Source organism: Acinetobacter sp. YH16040_T (assembly GCF_024605785.1).
Taxonomy (GTDB): domain Bacteria; phylum Pseudomonadota; class Gammaproteobacteria; order Pseudomonadales; family Moraxellaceae; genus Acinetobacter; species Acinetobacter amyesii.
The window spans coordinates 2,490,883-2,514,998 of record NZ_CP094541.1; the positions used below are offsets into that span (position 1 = coordinate 2,490,883).

The following is a 24,116-nucleotide window of genomic DNA, read 5'->3' on the forward strand; positions in this document are numbered from 1 at the left end:
GAATACAACTAGTAATAAAAAAGGAAATGCCCTCGCATTTCCTTTTTTAAGTCAAACAAATCAGTTTTAGAAGTTTTCGGGGTTCTCCAAACGACGAACTTCTTGCACTTTTTCTGGGTTATGTACCGCAGCTACACCATCATCCGCTTTGGTATCTATTAACGCTTCAGGGTTATAAACCGTAATGGTTTCATTACCATGGATATCTTCGCCCACAATATATTGGAAGCCCTTTTTATTCATTTTATGGCACATTCTTTGGTACCAACCTTTGAAGCCTTTGGTTTCTTCATTCGGATTGTAATAAAAAGCATTCATCACAGCAGGTAAACCTAAGCCACACACGAGGCCCGACATTAATACTGCGATAAATGTATATCCAATCAAAATACTACTGTATTCACTAAGTTCAGGAATATTGGCAACCGCAAGGATTAGGGCCAATGAAATACCGCCACGAACCCCACCCCACGATAAAATCGCAAGACTACCGTTATAGCTTTTTTTGCGGAAACTCGGGAAAAATGCGAAGGATAAATAGTTTGCTGCAAAGCGCGATGCATGCAAAATAATAAACGCCACCATACCGCCTAAAATCAAGCTAAGACTTAAATCTAAGATAAATAACTCGAGACCGATCAGGGTAAATAAGAAGGAATTGATGATTCCTTCCACGGTATGCCAGAAATGGTTCACTTCCCTGATTTCTCGGTCTTGGAGGATTTCTTTCCATTTATTCCCAACGATCAGACCACCAATAACACATGCAATTGGTGCAGATGCATGTGCGAATAAAGCGACTAGATATGAACCACTTGCCAATAATGCTGTGGTTAAAATCAAGGACTCCATTTCATGTTTACCGCGGAGTAAACGTAAAATCCCTAAACCAAATGCCCAACCAATAATGATTGCAACAACAATTTCATATAACAGTGTTTCAAGCGTACCAAGGACGGTAAAATGCTCACCTTGCAAGACATTGAGTAAAGTCATAAACACGGCAATACACATGGCATCATTAAAGAGAGATTCGCCTTCTAATTTCACCATCAAATGATGTGGCGCACGTACAGAACTTAATACACCTTTGACCCCAATCGGGTCAGTCGCACCTAAAGCAGCACCTAATAACAACAACACTAATAAATCAACATGATGACCAATTAAGAACTGATAACCATATAAAGCAACACCAAAAAACACCGCACAGAGCACCAAGGCTATACTGGCCAAAATACTGATTGGTTTCCAATGCAAACGTAAATCTGAAACTTTAAATTTCAAGGCAGATGAGGTCAAAATAAAACAAATCACGCCATTAATTAAAAAGTCATAAAAGTCGATATGACGAACGGCCTCTTCAATATTGTGCAAATTAATCGTCACAAATTGATTGCCATTGAGCAGACTTGCGCCCCATTGCAAAATAAAGACAAAAATTGCAGAAACAATGGGAACACCTATGGCTTGTGGAAAGCCCAAGATACGTTTATTAAAAATCGTGGTTGCAATTGAAAGTGCAAAAATAACGGTAAAAACCTGTAGAAAAAAATAATTTCCCATTTCGTTCCCAATTTTGGTGCTGTGTCGCCTACAGAGTGAGATATAGGTATTTTGAAAATAAATACTAAATTTTTTAGTATTTGGAAATAAAATATTCTAACGAATTTTATCTAAATTACGTGTATCAATTCAGTTTTTTTCACATCTTTTATCAAGATCCTTTAACATAGCAAGCCTGCATCGATTTTATGCATTTTTATCCTCTAATTTATTTCTCCTATGCATCAGACCATTAAAACTATTTTTCGACTCTTTTTTGCTGCTGTGATCTTTATCATTACTGCAGCGCTGATCCTGACTTGTTTTAGCAAGACACAGGAAATTTTACGTGCTGAGCACTATTTTAGTCAGGCAAAAAAGGTTTCACTGGATTCAACACCCAAAGAACAATTGGTTTTGGTCTCCAATAATGAATCACCTGATCATGCAATATTTATCATGCTGGCGAATAATGGTTATCTTGCCAAACTGAATTGTGAAAACTATGCACAAGATATTTGTCTCGATGAATTTAATCAGCAACACACCCGACAAATTCAACACCTCGATTTACTAAAAATTGGACAATTTAAATATATCCAAAATGTGAGTTTCACCAATAGCCGCACTGGACAAAAACAACAATTACGCTATAGCGATGCCCAATTAAAACAGTTCTATCAAAACGATATTTCAGGCCTTAAATATACTGTTTTTGGCGTGGCTTTATTCGCATTTGCCGCATTGTATGTCAGCTATCGTATTGTTCGAAACTTTAAATCATTTCTTAATAAATAAGTTTCAATCTATTTTTCAATGAAAAAAAGAGGATGTTTGCATCCTCCTTTTTTTGTTTTAAATGGCTTGGTTAAAGGTATCACAGCTATTGATATTGCCTGATTTCAACCCTGTCTGGAACCATTTCATACGTTGTTCACTGGTGCCGTGCGTGAAGCTATCTGGGACCACTTGCCCAGTTGCACTTTTCTGTAAATAGTCATCACCAATCTTATGTGCAGCGTCCATCGCTTCTTCTACATCACCCTGCTCTAAAAATTGGGTACGCTGTTGATTATGATGCGCCCAAATACCCGCAAAGCAGTCTGCTTGTAGTTCTTGCATGACCGAATAACGATTACCTTCAGCTTTAGACGCTTGCGCACGCGCCTGCTGAACTTGCTCAGAAATACCTAAAATCGTTTGGATATGATGTCCAACTTCATGGGCAACCACATAGGCTTGCGCAAAATCACCCGCCTGATCTTGACGACTCAATTCAGTTTGATTTTGTTCACCCGTGATGCCCATTTGCGTACGCATATCTTTAAAGAATGCAGTATCAATATAGACCTTCTGATCTGCTGGGCAATAAAACGGCCCCATTGCAGCTTGTGCTGTACCACAACCCGAGTTGACCACACCATTAAACATGACCAATTTAGGCGCTTTATACTGGGCATTTAACTGTTCTTGGAAGACTTTAGTCCATGTATCTTCCGTATCGGCCAAAACCGTTCCAACAAAATCCATCGCTTCTTGTTGTTCAGGTGTTGGATTATCCAAACCTTTGACTTCAGCCGTTTGACCCTGTGAAGTCACTTGTTTGGTCGCCTGATATGCTTGCTGCGGGTCTACACCAAAAAACTTCCACGCAACAAATGCCACAACCAAACCGAGAATACTGATCCCACCCGCTTTTGCACCGCCACCACCGCGACGGTCTTCTACGTTTGAACTAACTCTTCGACCTTTCCAGCGCATAGTGATCTTCCTTATATAAAATAGTTGATATCCGTGCGTTTACAGATTAATCCTTTTGCGACTTTGGCCATACTTTTTGAATTAAAGATACGACGCACAACACGATTAAACCTGCAATAAAACCTGTCACTAAATTGATTAAAGTCGGTGTTAATGCACCCACAATACTGCCAACTGTAGGAATATGTTCTGCATAATCTACAGAGCCTTCAATAAAATGGTGTAGTAAAGGCACACCATGGGTAATGATGCCACCACCCACTAAAAACATGGCAATGGTACCGACAATGGTCAATGTCTTCATCAACTTAGGTGCAAATGCTAACAAACCTTGTCCAACGGTCTTTTTAAATTGTGATGCTTGTTGAGTGAGATAAAGCCCTAAGTCATCAATTTTGACAATCATCGCAACAAAACCATAGACACCAACGGTCATTAATATTGCAATCACCGAAAGTACCATGACCTTGGTCCCAAATGCCGCAGTTGCAACCGTACCCAATGAAATCACCACAATTTCAGCAGATAAAATAAAATCGGTCCGGATGGCGCCTTTGACTTTTTCTTTCTCAAAAGTCACCAAATCCGTTTCAATATGAGTCATCTCTTCACGAGCAACTCCTTCTGTTTTGGCTTTTTTATGATGCAAACTATGCAGAACTTTTTCCACACCTTCATAACATAAGAACAAACCACCAATCATCAATAGTGGTGTAATCAGCCAAGGTGCAACCACACTGATCAATAAAGCAGCCGGAACCAAAATTAATTTATTAATAAAAGAACCTTTGGCCACAGACCAAACAACTGGAAGTTCACGATCTGAACGGACACCACTGACTTGTTGCGCATTCAGTGCTAAATCATCCCCAAGGACACCCGCTGTTTTTTTGGCTGCCATCTTACTCATAACAGCAACGTCATCCAGCACAGTTGCAATATCATCAAGTAAGATTAATAAGCTATTCGCCATTATTTTTATCCTTTAGGCATTTTTTAATATTCTAATTCTATTTAACGCTAAAATTGTATTTAGTTTTTTAATAATTAACAAAATATTCACCCATTTTTCAGTCAATTGTGCTGTGTCAGTAACAATCAAAAATAGAATGCCGTACAATGGGGACATTCTTTGAAAATCAGCCGTAGCTTTGACTACCACTTTGGAACAGATAATGAGTACTCAAGATAATCGTCCAGTGATTTTGACTGGCGACCGTCCGACTGGACAATTACATTTAGGTCATTTTGTAGGTTCTTTACGTTCACGTGTAGGTTTACAAGATTCGCATCATCAACATCTTCTTTTAGCTGATGCTCAAGCCTTAACTGATAATGCCGATAACTTCGAAAAAGTTCGTCGCAATATTATTGAAGTCGCAACCGATTATCTTGCTGTAGGAATTGACCCAACCAAAACCACGATTTGCGTTCAATCATGCTTACCAGCATTAAATGAATTGACCATGTTGTATTTGAACTTTGTGACGGTGTCTCGCTTAGAGCGTAATCCAACCATCAAATCTGAAATTCAAATGCGTGGATTTGAGCGTGACATTCCTGCAGGTTTCTTATGCTATCCAGTAGCTCAAGCTGCCGATATTACAGCGTTTAAAGCATCTGTCGTTCCTGTCGGCGAAGACCAAATTCCAATGATTGAACAAACCAACGAAATTGTTCGTCGTTTAAACCGTCAAATTGGTCGTGACGTACTTCCTGAATGTAAAGCTTTACTCTCTAATGTCGGCCGCTTGCCAGGTTTTGATGGTAAAGCAAAAATGTCTAAATCTTTGGGCAATACCATTGTGCTTGACGCGACTGATAAAGATATCAAGAAAGCTGTTAATGCAATGTATACCGATCCAAATCATTTACGTATTGAAGATCCAGGTCAAGTTGAAGGTAACGTCGTATTTACTTACCTCGATGCATTCGATCCTGATAAAGAAGCTGTTGCAGAGCTGAAAGAACACTATCGTCGTGGTGGCCTAGGCGATGGTACTGTGAAAAAGCGTCTTGAAGGCGTGCTAAAAGAGCTGATCGGCCCGATCCGTGAACGCCGTTTAGAATTGCAAAAAGATCCTGACTACATCATGGATATTTTAAAAACCGGTACCGATAAATGCCGTGATATTACCCAACAAACGTTAGATGAAATTAAATCTGGACTGGGTGTTTTCCACTTCTAAATTTAAAAAATTCTATAAAATTAAGCCTTTCCAATGTGAAAGGCTTTTTTATAGGCACTTTTTGTGAAGGTATTCACAAAATCTCCTTAGTTTTAACGTTAGGTAACATCACTTAACGTGAACACCAATGAAATGACTGACCGTTCACTCTATTATCTATTTATGTTTTAGGAATACCTAAATTCATAACATTTCTCCTTTACCGAACCTGTGAAAACAGATTCGTTGTTATACGCAATGAACACCCCAATCATTGCGTATTTTTTTGTCTGAAAATTGGCTAAGAAGAATTAAATATCCTCTATTGAAACAATAAAAAAACCCGCATTAAGCGGGTTTTTATTTCAAAAACTAAATTAGTTTTTATGACGCATATGTGGGAACAAGATCACTTCACGAATACTTGCAGCATTGGCAAATAACATGACCAAACGGTCAATACCGATACCCTCACCCGCTGTAGGAGGTAAGCCGTATTCCAATGCTTCAATGAAGTCTGCATCGTAATGCATTGCTTCATCATCACCTGCATCTTTTTCGGCAACTTGAGCTTGGAAACGTTCAGCTTGATCAATTGGGTCATTTAACTCTGAGAAACCATTTGCCAACTCACGACCACCGATGAAGAATTCAAAACGATCGGTAATATGTGGATTATCATCATTACGACGTGCTAATGGTGAAGTTTCCGCAGGGTATTCTGTGATGAATGTCGGTTGACGAAGTTCAGTTTCAACAGTTTCTTCAAATACGATGGTTTGAAGTTTACCTAAACCAAAACCAGGTTTTACTTGCTCTTTCAGTTCATTTTTAACGAAGTTAGCAAGGAACTCACGGTCAGCTACATTTTCAGCAGTGAACGTTGGGTTGTGTTCAAGAATCGCATCAAACATCGAAATCTTCTTGAATGGACCTTTGAAGCTATACACTTCATCACCATAAGGCACATCAGTCGAACCCAAGATGTCGATCGCCAATTTTTCAAGCATATTTTCAGTCAAAGCCATCAGGTCTTTGTAGTCTGCATACGCTTGGTAGAATTCGATCATGGTGAATTCTGGGTTATGACGTGTTGATACACCTTCGTTACGGAAGTTACGGTTAATTTCGAACACACGCTCAAAACCACCAACGACCAAACGTTTTAAGTAAAGCTCAGGTGCAATACGTAAGAATAAAGGCATATCCAAAGCGTTGTGATGAGTTTCGAATGGACGCGCAGACGCACCACCCGGAATCACATGCATCATTGGTGTTTCAACTTCCATGAAACGCTCATTGCTCAAATATGAACGAATACCTGACACCACTTTTGCACGAATTTCAAAAGTTTTACGTGTTTCTTCGTTCATGATGAGGTCTAAATAACGCTTACGGTATTTAACTTCAGTATCAGTCAAACCATGGAATTTGTCTGGAAGAGGACGAAGTGATTTAGTTAAAAGCTCAAAATGTTCAATATGAACATACAGGTCACCTTTACCAGAACGACCAATATAACCTTCAATGGCTATAATATCGCCCAAATCGAGTGCTTTAATAGTTGCAAGAACATCAGCATCCAACTCTTTACGTGGTACATAAAGCTGGATACGACCAGTCATATCTTGGATTACGATGAATGAACCGCGGTTCAACATCACACGACCAGCAACTTTTACATAAACCTTTTCGCCTGCTTCAATTTCTTCTTTTGATTTTTCAGCGAATTGGTCTTGTAAATCTTGTGCATAGTGTTCACGCTTAAATGTGTTAGGCCACGGGCTAACACCTGTTTCCTTGGCGTGCTCTTTGATGTGCTCTAACTTGGCATGACGCTGTGCAATTAAATCGTTTTCGGAAATGGCTTGTTCAGAAGTCGATTGAGCGTTATGTTGCGTCATCTCTGTCTCAAATAGTTAAAAAACGGAAGTTGCATAGCATAGCAGATTTCCTTTGAATTGAGCAGTAAGCAATGTGCGCATTTTTTCAATAAGTTGAAATTTATCAAAGTAAGTTGTTTTGACAGCTATACTTTCAGGTTTGCTTAATTCATACCTTTCAGATATGCACGAGATAAAAGTTAAATATTTAAACTCAGTAAGCCAATATTTAGCGACATCTAAATGACAACCACATACTTTAAAACATCCATAAACATCAATATATTGAAATATATTTCAATAGCTTAATTCAACCTTTTACTCTATTTTCTTTAAGACTAAAGTCTTTTAAATGCCTACAAATTAGACCAAAAGCTAAATTCTCTTTTTGACAATTCTCTCTACAATGAAATCATAAAATTGTTGAAAAATAAAATATTCAACACATCCAAAATGCCTGAAAACAGTGTGTAGAAAAACAATGACTTCCTGCTTATCGAAAATTCTGTTTTTACATGGATTAGATTCTTCCCGTGAATCCACCAAATTCCATGCCATCGATGCAAAACAAAAATTCTGCATTGAAGTGGACTATCGCAACTTAAATTTTCAAACTGTTGCGGACTTTTACCACGAGAGTATTGAAACTATTAAGCCCGATATCATCGTCGGTCATAGTCTCGGGGCATACTGGGCTTTGAAAATGTCGCTGTTTCATCGCATTCCGTGTGTAATTGCCAACCCGAGCCTGCATCCAGACTTTCGCGACGACTACCCTGCAATCAATGAAATGGATTTGGATCACGATATTCCACAAATTGCCTATATCGAACGTGGTGATGAAATCTTAGATATGTATGAAGCAGAGCAACAACTCGAAGATTATATGCAAGTTCAAGTCATGGATGGCGGACACCATCGTCTACAATGCCCTGAAAATATTAATGATTTAATCCAGCATCTCGAATTAAACTACTTAAAAAAATAAATCATAATATTCATCATAAGCAGCAACGTCGTTTTTATCAGACATAAAAAAGCCCTGTCATAGACAAGGCTTTTTACATTTTAAAGCTGACGCTTAGGCAGCATCTGCTTCAGGACGTGTTTTTTCATCTAAAACAGACCAGATATTTAAACCTAAATCTTTATGCAAGTCAGGCAAATCTAAGAAAATGCTTGCTCCTAAAACTTGGTGTTTACATTTTTCAGCCAATTGTTTCACTGCACGAAGCGTACCGCCCGTCGCCAATACGTCATCTACAATAATCACTTTTTGTGATTCGATTTCAGCCGACATTTCAAGACGATCTAGACCGTATTCAAGGCTGTAACCAACACCGACCACTGGTGGTGGTAATTTGCCGGCTTTACGCACCAAGACCAAACCTTTGCCAGTACGCTGAGCAAGTAAACTTGCCAAAACAAAACCACGCGCTTCAACCGCAATAAAGCTATCTACTTCTGCCAATTGCTCAGCTGGAATACTTGCAATTAGGGCATCAGTTAACGATTCGATGTTATTCATAAATAACGGCGTAAGGTCAAAGAAGCAAATTCCTGGTTTTGGGAAATCTTGGACAGTACGAATGTTAGACCACAATGCCGCAGCAGTAGAATTACTCATAATAGGAGAAAATAAATTAAGGAAGGAATGTGTGAATTTTAACGCGATTTGAGAGAAAAGAACAGCTAACCCCCGACTAAAATGCATATTTAAGATACAGCAAATTTACATAAGTTATTGATTATTAATATTGTATTTATTTAAAAAATATCAAATATATATTTTCCTAATCATAAAATAAAAGATTTTAGAGTTTTTTTCTGCAAGACTTTAGTCTATGAATATAGAAAAAGCGGTATTTAGAACCCAATTCACGGAAATGAATTCCAATATAGCTTTCAATAGGCATAAATATTGTCAGACAATTTTTCCCAGATCTGGGGTTTTGATGATATTTATTGTCCCTCACTGCCATTCTGCTTTTAATTTCACTCATTAAACTCTTAGCCACTTTACTTTATCGTTAGAACTGCGTAAAAATTTAACATAAGAGTCTACTGTATAAGGCTAATTAACCTTAAGGTATAAACTTATACAGTTATGAAGTATTTACTGACTTAATTTTGTGTCAGTTTTTGGAGAATGGAATGAAAAAGTATCAGTGCATCGTTTGTGGATGGATTTATGACGAAGCAGAAGGCTGGCCACAAGACGGTATCGTGGCAGGAACGAAATGGGAAGATATCCCAGATGATTGGACTTGCCCAGACTGTGGCGTCTCAAAAGTAGATTTTGAAATGGTTGAAATCTAATAAATAGAATCTAAGGCCATCATCGTTATGGTCTTTTTTTTGTCTTTAAAAAATATGAAATGTGTTTGGAGTTGAGTATGCGCCCTATTGTCATTATTGGTTCTGGTATGGCGGGATATGCCGTTGCACGTGAATTTCGAAAGTTAAATACTGAACTAGAACTTATTATGATCTGTGCGGATGATGCCATTAACTACGCTAAACCGACATTATCCAATGCGCTCGTTGGTAATAAAACTCCTGAGCAAATCCCTCTAGGGGATGCCGAAAAAATGTCGGCTCAACTCAATATGCAAATCATCAATAAGAGTTGGGTTAAATCCATTGATGCAGCAAAACATGAGCTTACTATTGAAAGCCAAAATGGAACTCAAACACAACTATATTCAAAACTCGTTTTAGCAGTCGGCGCAAATCCAATTCGCTTAGCTATTTCGGGTGATGGCAGTGAAGACATTCATGTCGTCAACAATTTAGATCACTACAAAGCTTTCCGTAAACAGCTTGCAGCACGTGAAGATAAACGTGTGGTGATTTTAGGGGCAGGCTTGATTGGCTGTGAATTTGCCAACGACCTCCAAAATACTGGGGCGAAAGTATCGGTGGTCGATTTAGCTCCGCAACCTTTAGGTCGCCTACTGCCGTCTCATGTTGCAGCTAAATTCCAAAGCAATTTAGAAGAAACGGGTATTCAATTCGTTTTAGGTACGACAGTCGACAAAGTGTCACGTATTGAAAATGGTGACTATCAAGTTAGCCTTGCCAATGGTCAAAGCTTAGTGGCAGATGTTGTGTTGTCTGCGATTGGTCTACAGCCTGAGATTAACTTAGCAAAACAAGCCGGCATTCACACCAGTCGTGGTGTATTAACCAATAAAGGCTTAGAAACCAACTTGGCAGATATCTATGCTGTCGGTGACTGTGCTGAAGTTAATGGTACCCTTCTGCCATACGTGATGCCAATCATGCAACAAGCACGTGCTTTGGCAAAAACCCTCAATGGTGAGCATACCGCTGTGCATTATCCAGCCATGCCTGTAGCCGTGAAAACACCTGCTGCACCTTTAACTGTCCTTCCTGCGCCAATTGATGTAGAAACCCAATGGGAAACAGAAGAGCTTGAAGATGGCATGATTGCCCGTGCCATCGATCAAGATGGCGTATTACGTGGATTTGTACTGCTCGGTGCAACTGCTGGGAAGCAACGCTTAACTTTGACTAAGCAGGTTCCGGACTTGATTCCTGCTTCAGTTTAAGGTTTAAATACAAGGACGTCCTGATAATAATAGACGTCCTTTTTAAAGGAAAATAACAATGAATAGTGCCCTTCAGTTTAATATTTCACCTTATGCCTCTTTTATGCATGAAACTCGCGTAGAGTTAGGCAATGGCATTGAACTTCATGTCGAGGTGGGTGGTCATCCTGAAGATCCTGCAATCCTACTGATTATGGGACTCGGCGCACAAATGTTGTATTGGCCCGATTTCTTTTGTAAGTCCCTAATAGACCAAGGTTACCGAGTTATTCGCTTTGATAATCGTGATATTGGTCTGTCGAGTAAAATTCGTAACCCAGGCCCACGTCTTAACACCTTTAAATTGATGGGACGTTTTGCCTTAGGTCTAGAGAATCAGGGTGCGCCCTATGATCTATACGATATGGCAGACGATGTTGCACTATTAATTGATCGTATGGGACTCGATAAAGTCCATATTTTAGGCGCTTCAATGGGCGGCATGATCGCTCAAATCGTGGCAGCACGCTATCCAGACAAAGTGCACAACTTAAGCTTACTTTTTACCAGTAACATCCAACCCTTACTTCCACCGCCATTTCCAAAGCAATTATTTAGTCTAATTGAAAAACCTGAATATAACGATGAAGATGGCATTATTAACCATAGCCTGAAAGTTTTTAATATTATAGGCTCTCCAGGCTATATTAATCAGCTTGAAGTGATACAAACTGCACGTAAACTCTATAAGCGGAGTTATTACCCAGCGGGTGTACTTCAACAGTTTTTAGCAATATTATGTACAGGTTCCCTGCTGCAGTTAGATAAACAAATTCAGCATAAAACCATTGTGGTTCATGGAGCTCGTGACCGTTTGCTGCCGCCAAGCCATGGTAAGGCCGTTGCAAAGGCTATTTCAGGTGCTAAATTTGAATTAATTGATGGAATGGGGCATGATATCCCACCGCATTTTATTCCATATCTTAGCGGTTTGTTTGCTGATCACTTTAAATCATAAATTAGGACACTATGGCTGCATTACCATCCTTAAGACAGCTGTCATATCTAGTAACACTGTCAGAAACGCTACACTTTACTGAAGCTGCGCGTCGTTCTTTTGTCACCCAGTCTACTTTGTCTGGCGGGATCATGGAACTTGAGCGTTTACTAGGTGGCGTATTGGTAGAACGCGACCGTCAAAACGTGCGTTTAACTCCTCTTGGTGAACAAGTTGTCGGAAGAGCTCGAGTTCTATTGGCAGATGCGCAAGACCTAATGCGTTTAAGTCGTGAAATGAGCGAACCTCTAACGGGTGATTTACATCTAGGGGTCATTCCTACTATTGCGCCATTTTTACTTGCACCATTATTAGAAGAAGTGCATAAGCAACTACCAAAAATTCAATTGCATTTACATGAAGCACAAAGTGAAAAAATTGTTGAGAAACTCGAGCACGGTAATCTAGATATCGTATTACTTGCTCTTCCTTTCGATACACGTAGCTTGAAAGTTGCAGAAGTAAACAAAGAAAAATTGTTCTTGGTGTACAACAAAGCTGACCAAAATGCAGCTCAAGCGAAATCTTTAGACGACCTAGATTTATCTCGTTTAATGTTGCTTGAAGAAGGCCATTGCTTACGTGATCATGCTTTGAGTGCTTGCCCGATTGGTGAACGTAAAAACGACCATCGTTTAAAAGCAAGCTCATTGCCAACTTTGGTTGAAATGGTTTCCGCAGATTTAGGCTTTACCTTATTGCCTGAAATTGCAGTTCATACCAATATGATCAAAGCCAATGAAGATTTGGCTGTGAAAGAAATTGAAGCAAGCCCTACACGCACATTAGCATTGGTGACGCGTAAAAGTACGCCGCTTCAAAGTGAATTTGATGTATTGCTTCAAATCTTGCAGAAAATCACTAACAATCTGCACTAACTAATCAGTGTGAAAATTAAAGAGAGCCCTGTGCTCTCTTTTTTTATTTGGCAGAAGTTAATATTAATTTAAAAACTGATGTTACTCACGTAAAAGTAATTTCGCATTTTTAAATCTATTCGATGGAATCTTACATCTAGGGATTGAATAAAGAGATTAGTTTTCGGCTGGAGGTACTCTTACGAAACGTTGTTTCTTCATTCGGCAAAATGAGAAGTGCGCTTCGTAAGAAAACCATCTTGCAGAGCAATGCTCCTCACCGCAAAACTCGTTCACTAGCGTCTACTTATTCAAAGTATCGCAAAAACATTTTTGATTAGAAGTCATCCTGTCTCAAACACTTGCGGATGGCCTTACGCATATCGGTTTTTATTTAAATCAAATCGCGCTTCTGATGTTACTATATAACATCAGTTAAAAAATGAAATACAGCATCTAGAAAAAAGAAAAGGCTAACCCAAATAGGTAGCCTGATAAGGTAATATATGACTTGATGTATATCTCAATTCATCGCCTCGATAATATCTTCACACTAGCCAGATAAGTAAGAAGATAAATACATCTTATTAAAATATAACCTTCGTTAAAATCACTAGTTTCAGGTATTTTAGATAAAGTAGGCGAATTGAAAATAAGGTCCTATAGAATAAATGTTGACTAAAAATCAATCACATTATTTTAAATATTTACTACGCTTTAGATTTCTTTCATAAGTCATTTTTCACTCAGCTCTAAGTTATAAATTCCAGCGATTAAATTGAATCTCAAACCAAGCCTTTTACCTCTATTTCGATAACGCTCAGCAAGGATTTTGAAGGTTTTCAGGCTGCCAAATACATGCTCAATTCCGATTCTTCTTTTATTGATTTCATGATTATAGATTTTCAATTCAGGATCCAATTTACAGTGTCTTTTGGCTTTTAATGGCAACAGGCTATTTGGATACACTGTATAAATTCCCTGATAACCCTTATCCGCAAGGATAAATGCACCTGCAGGAATCTGATTCAAGTTACGTTTGAAGAGTTCGAAATCATGTACGGCACCACGACTCGTACATAAACTCAGGATTTTTTGAGTTTGATAATGAATGATGGCCTGTACTTTGAAAGTGTGGGTCTTTTTCTTGCCGCTATAGCTTTTCTTCTGTTTTTTTAGGCCTTTGGATTGGAATTTCTGTGGCATCCACGATCACAACATTCCAATCGATGCCTTCGCCCTCGGGTAAATCTTTGGGTAAATTAAAGAGATTGGACCGAATCAGGCAGTCTTCAACATGACGGACAATTCTTGAGGCTGTGGGCTCTGAAACCCCGTAACTCGTCGCAACGTGAAATAAGGTTCGGTATTCCCGCCAATAGCTCAGACAGAGCAGAACCTGATCCTCCAGGCTTAACTTGGGCGGTCTGCCTTTGGCAGGGACATGTTTCTTCAATTGCTCAACCATCAAATAGAAAGTTGACCATGAGATGCCTGTGTATCGCTTGAACTGAGGATCAGAAAGCTTGTTTGAATCGATGTATTTCATCCGCAGATTATGCACGAATGCTAAGAAATCCGGAGTGCAAATATTAACCAAAAAGAAGATCGTTTTTTGATTTATGAAAGAGATCTTTTATATTTAAAATAACTAAGCAATAGATAGAAATAAATTCATATCGGAAACAGTCCAATTTATCCGTTGTCAAAATACGATATTCACATTTCGATTATTTTTTTCAATCCGAATACAAATTTAATTGTTATTTAACCAATAAATCTAAAATTAAAAACAAAAAACCATAAATCTTTTCATTCAAAATAATGAAAAACACCAAAAATATACGCTATTTAAATTCTATTAAATCACAATAACTTAATTATATTTTGATGTATAAATCCCAACTTCTAGGTATATTTTTATGATTCGCATTCGTGCAAATTATGGAAATGCAATTTGATTAAAAATAATAAATGAGCGAAATGTATGATGAGTGAATTTTTATTACCAGTGCCCGTTTTGATCATTGATCATCAATCAATGACTTCAAAAACAGTGCTGTTTAACATCTTAGGAAACCTCGGTTATCCTGAAGACCTCATTACATTTTCAGAAAATTTAGCAGATGCGGAACAACAAATTTTCAATCAATTGCCCAATTTAATCTTTTTAGTGGTCACGCAACAGTCTGATATCTCTTTCATCCATAAAATTAAAAAGATCTATCCTTCGAGTAATCTCATCATTTTAGTCAATGAACAGTCTGCAGATTTAACTTTACATGCGATTCAGTTAGGTGCAACTGCCTATATGTTGATTCAACAACCAATTGAAGACACTTATAACCAACTGAAAACCATTTTAAGAGGTGGGGCTGCCCTTCATCCTAGTTTTGCTAAATTTTTATTGAGTGAAACTTTTAGTCCGCAAAATGCAGCGCCGAAACAGCTCAGTCTAAATCCAGCTGAATATCAAATTTTGGATATGGTCAGCCATAGTGCGACTCAAGAGCAGATGGTCAATGAATTAAAACTTTCTACTTATCAAATTGATGGTTTTGTCAAAAATATCTATAGAAAAATTTGTAGCTACAGCTAAATTTAGCTGAGATAAACGATTCAAAAACAATCTAGAAAATTTAAAAAAATAAAGGGAGCATTGCTCCCTTTTACTTTGTTCAGCATATTTATTTAAATGCATCTAAAAGCACATGCTGTGAATTATGTGCTTCCTCACCCTCTTGAACATGGGTACGAATCCAACGCCCATCACTCTGAAGCAACCAAGCTTGCTGATTATCTTTTAGATAATTCACTAAACCTAATTGATAAATACGCTTTTTCAAGGCTGGATCTTCAATTGGGAAACAGGCTTCCACGCGATTAAATAAATTACGATCCATCCAGTCTGCACTTGAACAGTAAATCCGTGCATCGCCATTATTACTGAAATAATATACTCGGGTATGTTCTAAGAAACGGCCAACAATAGAACGTACGCGAATATTTTCAGACAGCCCCGGTAATCCCGGACGCAAACAACAAATAGAACGAATAATTAAATCAATCTGCACACCCGCTTGTGAAGCTTCATACAGTTTATTGATCAACTGAACTTCAGTTAATGCATTGACCTTGACAATGATTTGCGCAGGCTTACCTGCTTTTGCATTGGCAATTTCATTATCAATATAATTGATCAGTTGAGTATGTAAGGTAAATGGCGCATGCAGCAGTTTTTTCAACTTCGCCATTTTGCCCATTCCGGTCAATTCTTGGAAAATACGATGTACATCTTCACAGAGTTCTTTATCTGTGGTTAATAGACCGTAATCCGTGTATATACGCGCATTTCCCGCATGATAGTTCCCCGTACCTAAATGCACATAACGCACCAATTTATTATTTTCACGGCGTACCACCAAAATCATTTTGGCATGGGTCTTATAGCCCACGATGCCATACACCACCACTGCGCCCGCTTCTTGTAATACATTGGCTACAGCAATATTTGATTCTTCATCAAATCGTGCTCGAAGCTCAATTACTGCGGTAACCTCTTTACCATTACGTGCTGCTTCCGCTAAAACTTGCACAATTTCAGAGTCTGCACCACTTCGATAAAGCGTTTGTTTAATGGCCAAAACTTGTGGATCACGTGCAGCTTCGCGCAGTAGGTTGATTACAGGTGCGAATGATTCAAAGGGATGGTGTAGCAAAATATCTTGCTTTTGCATCGCACTAAAAATGTTTTCAGATTTTTTGAGTACTTTCGGAATAACTGGAATATGCGCATCATAACGTAGATGTGGACGTTTAAAGTTTGACAGTAAACGTGCAAGGTTAACTGGCCCATCTACTTTATAAAGTTGCTCTTCTTCTAAATCGAACTCATCAAGCAAATATTCATAAATATGCTGCGGACAATTTTCTGTCACTTCCAAACGAACGGCGCGACCAAAACGACGAGAATTCAACTCACCTTTCAGAGCTTTAGCTAAATCTTCAACATCTTCATTTAAAGCTAAATCGGCATTACGCGTCACGCGGAATTGGTAGCAACCCGTCGCCGTCATGCCAGGGAACAAGTCAGAGACATGTTCATGAATAATTGCCGATAGCATCACATGATGCTCTTTGCCACCGGTTAATTCATCAGGAAGCCGAACGACACGTGGCAACGAACGTGGTGCAGGTACAACGGCTAAGTCAATCTGACGACCAAATGCATCCTTCCCTTCTAAAGTCACAATAAAGTTCAGCGACTTATTCACCAAGCGAGGGAATGGATGTGCCGGATCTAAGCTAATTGGCGTTAAGACTGGAGCAACCTGTTCTTGGAAATATTTTTTTACCCATGCCGACTGTGCAGGGGTTAACTCACCACGACGCAAGAAGCAAATGTCTTCTTCACGCAATTTGGGTAAAATTTCTTGATTTAAAATACGATACTGGCGCTCAATTGCCGCATGCGCTGTCGCAGAAATTTCATCTAATACTTGTTTTGGTGTTAAGCCATCTGGACTGCGGCTTTCATTGCCTAAGTCTAGTTGCTCCATCATTCCCGCAACACGAATCTCAAAAAATTCGTCTAAGTTACGTGAAAAGATCAGCAAGAAATTCATGCGTTCAAGTAATGGATGTATCGGATCAACCGCTTGTTCGAGCACACGCAGATGAAAGTCGAGAATCGATAACTCTCGATTAATATAACGATCATTATAAGTATATTCAGTTGGTACTTGCGCGACTTCAGCTGCGGTATTCATTTCAAACCCATATTAAAAAATGTGTGCTGTACTCAGTTTAGTATGCTTCAAATTTGTGACAATTTCATAAAAAAAGCCCATAAAGATGAGCTTTTTGTTGTAATTCAAATCGCTACCATGCCATTTGACAAGTGTTTAGATCATTCTTAATCTGGGATATGGCTATAACGCATATATTTTTGGATCATACGTTTACGATAATTCAGCTTACGATCTTGTCGATTTTCATCATAATATTTTGGATTAGGTAAAATAGCCGCAATAAATGCCGCTTGCTCTCGGCTCAAACTCCGTGAACTTTTACCAAAATAGTGCTGTGTTGCAGCTTCTACGCCATAGATATTGTCCCCAAACTCAACCGAGTTGAGATATACCTCTAAAATGCGTTGCTTCGTCCACATACGTTCCATCATCCATGTTGCAACGGCTTCCTGCCCTTTTCGGATAAATGAACGCTTATTATATAAAAATAAGTTTTTTGCCAATTGCTGCGAAATGGTAGACCCACCTGCAACTACTTTGCCTTTATCTTTATTGCGTTCTAAAGCATTTTGCATGCCTTCCCAATCAAAACCTTTGTGTTGTAAAAACTTGCCATCTTCCGCGGCAACAACAGCATGTTTGACATAATCACTGATTTGGTCGTAATCACGCCATTCGTGTCTAATCGGTTTCGATGGCTCAGACCAATAATCTAAACGCATCATCATCGTGGATTCCACAGGATGCGTACGCCACCACACTAGACTACCAAAGATCCAAAGCTGCACCAAAAGCACAAGACTGACAAGAATTAACAATGTACGAACAATAAAGGCTTTCATGTCAGTGTGTTACTCCAGAAATTCTGTTTTTTCATGTTAAGCTTATTTTTAAATATTTTGACACAGTACAAGAATAGCATGTCTGAACTCAGCCCTCCTGCTGTATCAACCCGTAAGCTGCAAATCCAACTGTGGTGGATCACGGTACTCTTAATTACCATCAATGTTGGACTCTTTGGCTGGCAAGTGTTGCATGGAATGAACGTTAGCCAACCCGACACACTGGATGCTTTGCGTTGGGGTGCTGATTATGCACCTTTAACCTTTTTAGAGGAACCCATCCGCTTATTCAGCAGTATGTTTTTTCATTTTGGCCTGATTCACCTGATGTTGAATATGTGGGCTTTGTATATTTTTGGCAGTGTTGCCGAGCAAATGTTAGGTCGTTTCTACTTCCTCGGTCTGTATGTTTTAGCCGGACTGATGGGAAGCTTATTGAGTGGGTATTTAACCATTCAAGACAGCTATGCTTTATTGGCCGAAGGTGCAGCCAATCAGCAGCTTTTCCCGAGTATTGGTGCAGGCGCATCGGGTGCAGTGATGGGACTGGGTGCCGCGCTGACGATTATTTCGCTGCTTCCCATGTTACCTAAACAGCAATTTTATCCGGATAAAAAAACCTTATTGATGGTGATGGGCATTAACCTCGCGATGGGCTTTATGATTAGTGGGATTAACAATGCCGCGCATATTGGCGGCATGTTGATGGGCGCTGCCTTGGCTTTCATTTGGTATGTGGGACAAAAATTACATCAATCCCTGCTCATTCAAATCATCGGTCTAATCGCCGCAGCTGTCGGATGCTATCTGTTTTATCTGCATTGCCAACAATTAATCCAACCGATTTTACCGCTTTGGGAACACTTTATCCTGCTGATGAAGCAATCTCTCGCAGCACGTTAAACAGTGGAATGAACCCAGTGGCTATCAACACCGACATGTTGAAATCATGTCTAAAACCCAACTACGCACTGGGTTCCTGCTCCGCTCTTAACTTGCTCGGCTGCTAACCATCTCCACCCTTAACTATTTAGTTCACGCAAGCTTTCTAAGGGTGGGATGTCGCAAAGATAACTTAAGCGATAACGTCCGATCAATGTACAGACTAAGGTCATTACCAGTGGGAGGATCAACCAAATTTCTGCATGTAGCTGGATGACCAGTTCCATTTTATAACTGACAATCGCACTGATCACTTCGGCAAAAATACACGCTACAACACCTGAAATTAGCCCCATCAATCCGACTTCCAAACTCAGCATCGACTTTAATTTTTGCTTGGAACTGCCGAAGGAACGCAGTAATGCCACTTCTTTTTTACGTTCATCCATAAATAAGTTCAAACATGCAACCAAGACCATAATACCTGAAATACTGACCAACAGCGCCAAGATGGTAATAATCTGAACCAATACGCTGACGATGCGTTTGATCTCATCCAAAATCAGGCTGACATCAATAAACACGGTATTTGAAAACTGTTGAATCAGACCAATTAACTGATTTTTATCTTGCGGTGGAACATAGAAACTCCCCAAGTAACTGCCGGCATTTTCATCCATGGTTTTGGGAGAAAAAATAAAGAAGAAGTTTGGACTAAAACTTTCCCACTCCACACTACGAAGGTTAATTACCTTGGCTTGTAAAATCCCTTCAGGAAGGCTAAAACTCAGTCGATCTCCAATTTGAATACCCAGCTCCTGTGCGGTTTTCACCTCTACCGATACTTCATTGACCTGTTGAAAGTGCTGACTACCCACGATGATTTGATTATCTTTTGGAAAAGTTGCGGCCTGCGTTAGATTTAATTCACGGCGTAATGAATTATTGCTTTTAATTAAGGCATCCGAAAAAGGGAGATCATTTTTGGCAACTAAACGCCCACGAATATTCGGGTACATCGGCGTCCCTTGCCAACCATGCAGCTTGAGTTGCTGATTAAAATCCTGCAACTCAAATGGCGGTAACCCATAGACAAATTGGTTAGGTGTCCCTTGTGGCAATTGTTGTTGCCAACGTTCCAGCAAATCTGTACGTAATACCGCTAAAACCGTGATCAGGCTTAGCCCCAATGCTAATGCGGTAATTTGAAATGCCGTCAGATACGGTGTGCGTATATACGCTGAGATTTTCGTCCCCCAACTTTTCAAGGCCTTTAAACTGAACCAGACCATCATATATAAGCCGATACACAGGAAGATGATGGCACAAATCAACCACAGGGTGAGTTGTAAATTTTCAGTTAAAACCACACAAAACACCACCAAACTGAGTGTTCCGAAACTTAGCATCCAAAGCATGGAACGTACAGAACGCTCTTGTTGTCGTATCACCCGTGCTGGCGGCGTCCCTAATAATTGCCAAAGACTCGGAAGAACAAACCCTAATAGCACAATCGCACTGGTAAATATTGCGATTGGAAGCGGGCCAAGCAGCATGGAAAGAGCTGAAAACTCTAATTGTAAATTTGGAATCAGCTGTAGCATCAGTTGCAATAAGCCATAGCCCAATCCCAGACCAATCAAACTTCCAAACAGGATTGAAAGCCCGAGTACAACCAACAGTAAAGCCAGATAAGCACTTAATATTTGCTGTTTGGTCGATCCAATACAGCGCATCAATGCAATAGCATCTTGATTTTGTTGTACATAGCGCTGGCTGGTTAATGCGATGGCGATGCCACAAAGTAGAATGGTTAAAATATTCGCCAGTTGTAAAAACGTTTCAAGATTGGCAATCGGCTTCATCAAGCGGGTATTGCCTTCACTGGCATTTCTCAGTTTTAAACTGCTTTGAGCCGCATCTTGAACCTGCGTATTATTTGGGTTGGCAGCACGGTCTTCAGATTGATCACCAAATTTCTGCTTATACAGTTTTTCAAATCTCTGGGTATTTTGTGCATCTCCTGCCATTAACAGACGATATTCAATCCGACTCCCGACTTGGATGGCATTGGTTCTCGCCACCTCAGACTGCGCAATTATAACCGTCGGTGAAAAACCACTGAAGCCAAGCTCTTGATTGGTGTCATGAATGATTTTGGCACTGACTTGAAAAGCAGCATCAGCAATATTGATCTGATCTCCCACTTTTACGCCCAACAAATCCATAGCACGCGGACTTAACCAAACCTCACCTGCTTGTATGGAGCGGTTTAGTTTCGGTTCTGTTTCGAGTTCACCTCTTAATGGAAATGCAGCATCAACGGCTTTGACATTAACCATGACAAATTGCTGATCAGTGTGCGCCATGCTGCTAAATAGCGTGACATTCGATTGTTTTAATTGCTGTGCTTTGGCTTGTTGTCGCCACTCTTGTGGAATTGGTTCATTGCCTGTCAGCACCAAATCTGCTGCCAACATTTCAGCAGCTTGTAGCGCTACAGCATTTTGAATTTGTACATTACTAAACTTTAAAGCCGTGGTGGCACTGATCGCCAAGGTTAGTGCGATCAATAATAAATACACACCCGTGGTTTTAAAACTCAGCTGTAAGAGTGGTCGAAACAGTGCCAAAAGATTCATGCAGCATCTCCTGTTCGATGCTCAATCAATTGACCATTGACCAATTCAAAATGGCGCTGACATTGACGGGCCAAATCGGCATCATGTGTCACCAATACCAATGTGGTTCCCATTTCACGATTTAACTGAAATAACAATTGTTCAATTTCCTGTGCCGTTGCACTGTCTAAATTACCTGTCGGTTCATCTGCAAAGATCAGATCGGGTTCACTCACCAAAGCACGGGCAATCGCAACCCGTTGCTGCTCACCACCGGATAAAACTTTGGGAGCTTGATGCGCTTGGCGTTCTAGTCCGACCTTTGCTAACAGTTTTAATGCTTTTTCTTCGGCGGCTTTGACCTGAAAATTTGCTTTTAGCCGTAGCGGCAGCATGACATTTTCCAGTGCCGTTAAATGTGGCAACAACTGGAAAGACTGAAAGACAAATCCAATATGAGCCAAACGGACTTGAGCACGCTGTTCTTCATTTAATAGATGAATGTCTTGACCACAGACCCGTAATTGTCCCGAACTAGCCTGATCTAAGGTCGCCAAAATACCCAACAAGGTGGATTTACCTGAACCAGAACGACCAGTAATCGCAACTTGTTCCCCTGCAAAGATTTCAAGATCGAGTTGTTCGAAGATCGATAACTGTTTTTGTGGAAGTTGTATCTTTTGTGTCAATTGCTGTGCAGAAATAATCGCCTGTGGCATGATGTCAACATCTGTCGTGAGTTGGGTCATATCTTCCCTATATGCAAAATCGCATTCAAAATAATCGTCTATTGAGTTACTTGCTGGCTATTGCACTGATGTTCTGCCCGATGCTGCTCTCTGCCAAAACCATTATGATTTTGGGCGATAGCTTAAGTGCAGGTTACGGTGTTGCAGTGCAGCAAGGTTGGGTCCACTTATTACAAAAACGTCTAGACCAACAGTATCCGAAACAACATAAAGTGGTCAATGCAAGTGTCAGCGGTGAAACCACCAGTGGTGCTTTAGCGCGACTCCCCAAACTATTGCAGACCCATCGTCCAGACCTTGTGGTGATTGAGTTAGGTGGTAATGATGGTTTACGCGGACAGCCCCCTGCACAAATTCAAAAAAACTTAGCGCAGCTGATTCAAAAAAGCCAACAGGCCAAATCGAAAGTCATTTTATTTGGAATGAAAATTCCACCGAATTATGGCAAGGCATATAGCCAAGCTTTTGAAAATAACTATCAAGTGTTGAGCCAACAGTACAAAGTCAAATTATTGCCTTTCTTTATGCAAGGGGTTGCGGGACATAAAAACTTAATGCAACAAGATCAGATTCACCCGAATGCCAAAGCGCAAACAATTTTGCTGAACAATGCTTATCCATTGATCAAAGCAAGTTTATAAATTTAGTTGGTGAAAATCGATTCATTAAAAAAGGCGCTTCATGTGAGCGCCTTTTTTAATATCTTGTATTTACTGTAGTTTGCTTAGAAATCGTAGAAGCTCACTTCACCTGTTTCAAGTGAATACTCAGCGCCTACCACTTTTAATTTGCCTTGCGCAATTAAGTTTTCGAGGACTGCTGAACCATGACGAAGTTGATTCACTGATGCAAAAACGTTTGAACGTACTGCATGCATTGAAAGTTTTTCAAGATCATCTTTCAATTCAGTTTGCATAAGTATTTCTACAGATGGACGAACGCGATTCACAATCGACATCAAGTTAGCTGATGGTGGTGTCGCAGGGTTAGTTAAAGCTTCAATCGTAGAATGAATCGCGCCACAGTGTGTATGGCCCAATACAATTACAACAGGACAACCGAAGCTTTCTGCTGCAAATTCCACGCTACCGACTTGAGACGGTGCCACAATATTACCTGCAACACGAATCACGAATAAATCGCCTAAGCCTTGGTCAAATACCATTTCAGCAGGAACACGTGAGTCTGAACACCCTAAAATAATCGCAAAAGGTTCTTGGCTTTCGGCCATTTCAGCACGTTGTTGATGCGTCAAAAGCTTCGGGTGATTCGTTTCACCGTTTACAAAACGTTGATTCCCTTTCTTTAAACGATCTAAAGCTTCTGCTGCTGCTAGCATGTTCTAATTACCCTTATGCGAAGTTGCAATATTTTAATCCCAGTCGAATCGATTGTCACTTGCAAAAACAATTGCTATGAATTTTTTCTAAGACGATGCTACTTGAT

22 protein-coding genes are annotated in these 24,116 nt (G+C 39.7%); 10 read left to right on the forward strand and 12 right to left on the reverse strand.

The features are described from left to right. Nucleotides 1-66: 66 nt before the first annotated feature. A complete protein-coding gene (locus tag MST16_RS12245; RefSeq protein ID WP_180011033.1) occupies nucleotides 67-1,566 on the reverse strand; it encodes a sodium:proton antiporter in 1,500 nt (499 codons plus the stop codon). A 219-nt stretch (nucleotides 1,567-1,785) separates the two neighbouring features. Between MST16_RS12245 and MST16_RS12250 the strand changes: the two genes are divergently transcribed. Beyond that, complete coding sequence (locus MST16_RS12250) at nucleotides 1,786-2,343, forward strand: hypothetical protein (RefSeq protein ID WP_180011035.1); 558 nt, start codon at nucleotides 1,786-1,788, stop codon at nucleotides 2,341-2,343. Nucleotides 2,344-2,400: 57 nt separating this feature from the next. Here MST16_RS12250 and MST16_RS12255 read toward each other — a convergent pair whose 3' ends face one another. Beyond that, the gene (locus MST16_RS12255; protein ID WP_180007459.1) at nucleotides 2,401-3,306 is read right to left on the reverse strand and encodes a neutral zinc metallopeptidase; all 906 of its coding nucleotides are present in this window, start codon (nucleotides 3,304-3,306) and stop codon (nucleotides 2,401-2,403) included. Between the two features lie 46 nt (nucleotides 3,307-3,352). Continuing rightward, nucleotides 3,353-4,279, reverse strand: coding sequence for a DUF808 domain-containing protein (locus MST16_RS12260; protein ID WP_180011037.1), 927 nt, complete (start codon nucleotides 4,277-4,279; stop codon nucleotides 3,353-3,355). A gap of 202 nt (nucleotides 4,280-4,481) precedes the next feature. Between MST16_RS12260 and trpS the strand changes: the two genes are divergently transcribed. Then, entirely contained in the window at nucleotides 4,482-5,495 is a 1,014-nt protein-coding gene (gene trpS, locus MST16_RS12265) for a tryptophan--tRNA ligase (RefSeq protein ID WP_168379231.1), read from the forward strand. A gap of 356 nt (nucleotides 5,496-5,851) precedes the next feature. Here trpS and lysS read toward each other — a convergent pair whose 3' ends face one another. Beyond that, nucleotides 5,852-7,378: a lysine--tRNA ligase gene (gene lysS / locus MST16_RS12270; protein ID WP_180011039.1), complete on the reverse strand. Its 1,527-nt coding sequence runs from the start codon at nucleotides 7,376-7,378 to the stop codon at nucleotides 5,852-5,854. A gap of 460 nt (nucleotides 7,379-7,838) precedes the next feature. Here lysS and MST16_RS12275 point away from each other — a divergent pair, with 460 nt between their 5' ends. Beyond that, nucleotides 7,839-8,345, forward strand: coding sequence for a YqiA/YcfP family alpha/beta fold hydrolase (locus tag MST16_RS12275; protein ID WP_078189929.1), 507 nt, complete (start codon nucleotides 7,839-7,841; stop codon nucleotides 8,343-8,345). A gap of 93 nt (nucleotides 8,346-8,438) precedes the next feature. Here the strand turns inward: MST16_RS12275 and MST16_RS12280 are convergent, their stop codons facing one another. After that, nucleotides 8,439-8,984 (reverse strand): adenine phosphoribosyltransferase, encoded by a 546-nt coding sequence (locus MST16_RS12280; protein ID WP_180011041.1) that lies wholly within the window; start codon nucleotides 8,982-8,984, stop codon nucleotides 8,439-8,441. Nucleotides 8,985-9,511: 527 nt separating this feature from the next. On the opposite strand from MST16_RS12280, the gene rubA reads away from it, so the two are divergent. The 4 genes from rubA to oxyR all read left to right on the forward strand — a co-directional run bounded on the left by rubA (nucleotide 9,512) and on the right by oxyR (nucleotide 12,846). Continuing rightward, nucleotides 9,512-9,676 carry a rubredoxin RubA gene (gene rubA / locus MST16_RS12285; RefSeq protein WP_005179369.1) on the forward strand — a complete coding sequence of 55 codons (165 nt, stop codon included), beginning with the start codon at nucleotides 9,512-9,514 and terminating at the stop codon, nucleotides 9,674-9,676. Nucleotides 9,677-9,753: 77 nt separating this feature from the next. Next, a complete protein-coding gene (locus MST16_RS12290) occupies nucleotides 9,754-10,932 on the forward strand; it encodes an NAD(P)/FAD-dependent oxidoreductase (protein WP_180011043.1) in 1,179 nt (392 codons plus the stop codon). Nucleotides 10,933-10,990: 58 nt separating this feature from the next. Next, complete coding sequence (locus MST16_RS12295) at nucleotides 10,991-11,929, forward strand: alpha/beta fold hydrolase (RefSeq protein WP_218945492.1); 939 nt, start codon at nucleotides 10,991-10,993, stop codon at nucleotides 11,927-11,929. Nucleotides 11,930-11,940: 11 nt separating this feature from the next. After that, nucleotides 11,941-12,846, forward strand: coding sequence for a LysR family transcriptional regulator OxyR (oxyR, locus tag MST16_RS12300; protein WP_180007453.1), 906 nt, complete (start codon nucleotides 11,941-11,943; stop codon nucleotides 12,844-12,846). A gap of 714 nt (nucleotides 12,847-13,560) precedes the next feature. On the opposite strand, the gene MST16_RS12305 is transcribed toward oxyR, so the two are convergent. Continuing rightward, the gene (locus tag MST16_RS12305; RefSeq protein WP_257245648.1) at nucleotides 13,561-14,031 is read right to left on the reverse strand and encodes a transposase family protein; all 471 of its coding nucleotides are present in this window, start codon (nucleotides 14,029-14,031) and stop codon (nucleotides 13,561-13,563) included. Further along, nucleotides 13,979-14,374: a transposase family protein gene (locus MST16_RS12310; RefSeq protein WP_071851480.1), complete on the reverse strand. Its 396-nt coding sequence runs from the start codon at nucleotides 14,372-14,374 to the stop codon at nucleotides 13,979-13,981. Before MST16_RS12310 ends, MST16_RS12305 begins: the two co-directional genes overlap by 53 nt. A gap of 438 nt (nucleotides 14,375-14,812) precedes the next feature. Between MST16_RS12310 and MST16_RS12315 the strand changes: the two genes are divergently transcribed. Beyond that, nucleotides 14,813-15,424 carry a response regulator transcription factor gene (locus MST16_RS12315; protein WP_180010108.1) on the forward strand — a complete coding sequence of 204 codons (612 nt, stop codon included), beginning with the start codon at nucleotides 14,813-14,815 and terminating at the stop codon, nucleotides 15,422-15,424. 88 nt (nucleotides 15,425-15,512) lie between these two features. Here MST16_RS12315 and ppk1 read toward each other — a convergent pair whose 3' ends face one another. Both ppk1 and mtgA read right to left on the reverse strand, forming a co-directional pair. Then, entirely contained in the window at nucleotides 15,513-17,594 is a 2,082-nt protein-coding gene (gene ppk1, locus MST16_RS12320) for a polyphosphate kinase 1 (RefSeq protein ID WP_180010107.1), read from the reverse strand. A 146-nt stretch (nucleotides 17,595-17,740) separates the two neighbouring features. Beyond that, entirely contained in the window at nucleotides 17,741-18,418 is a 678-nt protein-coding gene (gene mtgA, locus MST16_RS12325; protein WP_180010106.1) for a monofunctional biosynthetic peptidoglycan transglycosylase, read from the reverse strand. A gap of 78 nt (nucleotides 18,419-18,496) precedes the next feature. On the opposite strand from mtgA, the gene MST16_RS12330 reads away from it, so the two are divergent. Then, nucleotides 18,497-19,321: a rhomboid family intramembrane serine protease gene (locus MST16_RS12330; RefSeq protein ID WP_180010105.1), complete on the forward strand. Its 825-nt coding sequence runs from the start codon at nucleotides 18,497-18,499 to the stop codon at nucleotides 19,319-19,321. A 119-nt stretch (nucleotides 19,322-19,440) separates the two neighbouring features. On the opposite strand, the gene MST16_RS12335 is transcribed toward MST16_RS12330, so the two are convergent. Together MST16_RS12335 and MST16_RS12340 are read right to left on the reverse strand one after the other, a co-directional pair. Beyond that, nucleotides 19,441-21,942 carry an ABC transporter permease gene (locus MST16_RS12335; RefSeq protein WP_180010104.1) on the reverse strand — a complete coding sequence of 834 codons (2,502 nt, stop codon included), beginning with the start codon at nucleotides 21,940-21,942 and terminating at the stop codon, nucleotides 19,441-19,443. Then, complete coding sequence (locus MST16_RS12340) at nucleotides 21,939-22,670, reverse strand: ABC transporter ATP-binding protein (RefSeq protein ID WP_180005271.1); 732 nt, start codon at nucleotides 22,668-22,670, stop codon at nucleotides 21,939-21,941. The genes MST16_RS12335 and MST16_RS12340 overlap by 4 nt, the downstream gene beginning before the upstream one ends. 11 nt (nucleotides 22,671-22,681) lie before the next feature. Between MST16_RS12340 and MST16_RS12345 the strand changes: the two genes are divergently transcribed. Next, nucleotides 22,682-23,311: an arylesterase gene (locus MST16_RS12345; RefSeq protein WP_180010103.1), complete on the forward strand. Its 630-nt coding sequence runs from the start codon at nucleotides 22,682-22,684 to the stop codon at nucleotides 23,309-23,311. An 83-nt stretch (nucleotides 23,312-23,394) separates the two neighbouring features. On the opposite strand, the gene MST16_RS12350 is transcribed toward MST16_RS12345, so the two are convergent. Then, nucleotides 23,395-24,009, reverse strand: coding sequence for a carbonic anhydrase (locus MST16_RS12350; protein ID WP_078189941.1), 615 nt, complete (start codon nucleotides 24,007-24,009; stop codon nucleotides 23,395-23,397). Nucleotides 24,010-24,116 lie beyond the last annotated feature (107 nt).